This is a genomic window from Sphingobium terrigena (assembly GCF_003591655.1).
In the GTDB taxonomy this organism is placed as follows: Bacteria; Pseudomonadota; Alphaproteobacteria; order Sphingomonadales; family Sphingomonadaceae; genus Sphingobium; species Sphingobium terrigena.
Map to the genome: position 1 here is coordinate 1 of NZ_QVRA01000085.1, position 1,288 is coordinate 1,288.

General features: G+C 64.4%; 1 protein-coding gene. It reads left to right on the top strand.

Features of this window, described 5'->3' with window-relative positions; genetic code table 11:
* Nucleotides 1–33 precede the first annotated feature (33 nt).
* Nucleotides 34–1,230 (top strand): IS256 family transposase, encoded by a 1,197-nt coding sequence (locus D0Z70_RS24460; protein WP_119750800.1) that lies wholly within the window; start codon nt 34–36, stop codon nt 1,228–1,230.
* Nucleotides 1,231–1,288 lie beyond the last annotated feature (58 nt).

Sequence of the window (1,288 nt, forward strand, 5' to 3'; positions counted from 1 at the left end):
TCGGATGCGAACTCGAACCTGGAGAAGAAGACGATGACCGACGACAGAATGGCCCTTGTTGAGCTGATTGAGCAAGGGGCTGACAGCGATTTGGTGCGCGATATGCTGGCGTTCGCCGCCGAGCGCATGATGGATCTGGAGATCGAGGCCAGGACTGGTGCTCCGTCCGGCTCTCGCAGCGCGGCGCGGCTCAACCACCGTAACGGCTATCGCGAGCGTGGTTGGGACACCCGCGCTGGCCGGATCGATCTGGCGATCCCCAAGCTGCGCAAAGGCAGCTACTTCCCGAGCTTCCTGGAGCCGCGCCGTACCGCCGAGAAGGCCTTGGCGGCGGTGATTCAGGAGGCCTATGTGCACGGTGTCTCGACCCGTTCAGTCGACGATCTGGTCAAGGCGATGGGCGCCAGCGGCGTATCGAAGAGCCAGGTCAGCCGTCTGGTTGCCGAGATCGACGAGCGGGTGAATGCCTTTCTGGCGCGGCCGATCGAGGGTGAGTGGCCTTACCTGTGGATCGACGCCACCTATCTCAAAGTCCGCGAGGGCGGGCGGATCGTCTCGACGGCCGCGATAATCGCCGTTGGCGTCAACACCGATGGCCGCCGCGAAGTGCTGGGCGTCGCCACTGGCCCTTCGGAGGCGGAGCCCTTCTGGAAAGCCTTCCTGCGCTCGCTGGCGGATCGGGGCCTTCGCGGGGTGAAGCTGGTCATCGCCGACGATCACAAGGGACTGCGCGCCGCCGCCAGCAAGGTGTTCGCCGCGAGCCAGCAACGCTGCCGGGTGCACTGGATGCGCAATGCGCTGGCCCATGCCGCGCCCAAACAGAGGCCCGCCGTGATCGCCATGATCAAGACGATCTTCGCGCAGGAGACGACCGAAGCGGCACATCAGCAGTGGGAGCAGGTCGCCGATGCCCTGCGCGAGAAGTTCCCGAAGCTGGCCGACATGATGGACGCATCGCGCGAGGATGTTCTCGCCTACATGGCGTTCCCGAAGGACCACTGGGCGCAGATCGCGTCTACCAACCCGCTGGAAAGGGTGAACAAGGAGATCAAGCGAAGGGCCGATGTCATCGGCATCTTCCCGAATGACCCCGCAGTCATACGCCTCGTCGGCGCGCTGATGCTGGAGCAGAATGATGAGTGGGCAGTATCGCGCCGCTACATGACGCTGGAAACAATCGGCTCGGTGAGCCATAACCCAATCGTCAGCCTGCCAGCTCTGGCCGCCTGACCCGAACCCGATCCTGCCGTGGATCGACGGTTCCTACACCACCCCGTGGGACACGACC